This is a genomic window from Colwellia asteriadis, from assembly GCF_039523295.1.
GTDB lineage: Bacteria > Pseudomonadota > Gammaproteobacteria > Enterobacterales > Alteromonadaceae > Colwellia > Colwellia asteriadis.
The window spans coordinates 1-618 of the sequence record NZ_BAAAFA010000041.1; the positions used below are offsets into that span (position 1 = coordinate 1).

2 protein-coding genes are annotated in these 618 nt (G+C 29.8%); both read left to right on the forward strand.

All coding sequences use genetic code 11. The features are described from left to right. Nucleotides 1-138: 138 nt before the first annotated feature. Nucleotides 139-384 carry a hypothetical protein gene (locus tag ABD005_RS18145; protein WP_198968526.1) on the forward strand — a complete coding sequence of 82 codons (246 nt, stop codon included), beginning with the start codon at nucleotides 139-141 and terminating at the stop codon, nucleotides 382-384. Next, nucleotides 381-560 carry an aCcr1 family cell cycle regulator gene (gene ccr1 / locus ABD005_RS18150; RefSeq protein WP_343819166.1) on the forward strand — a complete coding sequence of 60 codons (180 nt, stop codon included), beginning with the start codon at nucleotides 381-383 and terminating at the stop codon, nucleotides 558-560. Before ABD005_RS18145 ends, ccr1 begins: the two co-directional genes overlap by 4 nt. The last annotated feature ends 58 nt before the right edge of the window (nucleotides 561-618 follow it).

Here is a 618-nt window from a genome sequence, read left to right on the forward strand (position 1 = left end):
CAACTACTTGGCCCACAGAACGACAGGGCTACGACCCGACTTTGTAAAGGTTGAAAAATCAAGGAGGTGAAAAAATAAAGAGATAGAGAAGTAAAAAGATATAAAAATGTCATAATATAAAATGTAAAAATAGAGAACATGAGTCAAGTAGAAGAAGTCATAAAAAGTTTAAATAAAAAAGATATAAAAGATATAATAACTAAAAATATTAATTTTTTAGTAGAACCACAAATTCTATTTTATGCAAAAAAGAGAAATAGGATAGTAGGATATCTAGAAATCAATAATAAACATTATCGTTTTGAATTGATATTTAGCAAAGATAATAGCGTAAGTATAACAGTTGGAGAAATAATAGTTTTCGGGAGCAGTGATTTGAAATGATGAAGATTGTCACATTTAAAATTCCAGATGAAATGTTACTATTACTAGAGGCTTATGCTATGAAACATAAGATGAACAGGTCAGAAGTAATAAGGTTAGCAATAGAGAAATTAGTAGTAGACGAAATGAAAAATGAACCAGTTCCAAAAGCTAAAGTTGAAAAAATAAAGTTATGAAAAGTGCATAAATTATAAGTCGGAGGCCAAGCGGTCTTAGGAAGACAACGGCACTCCG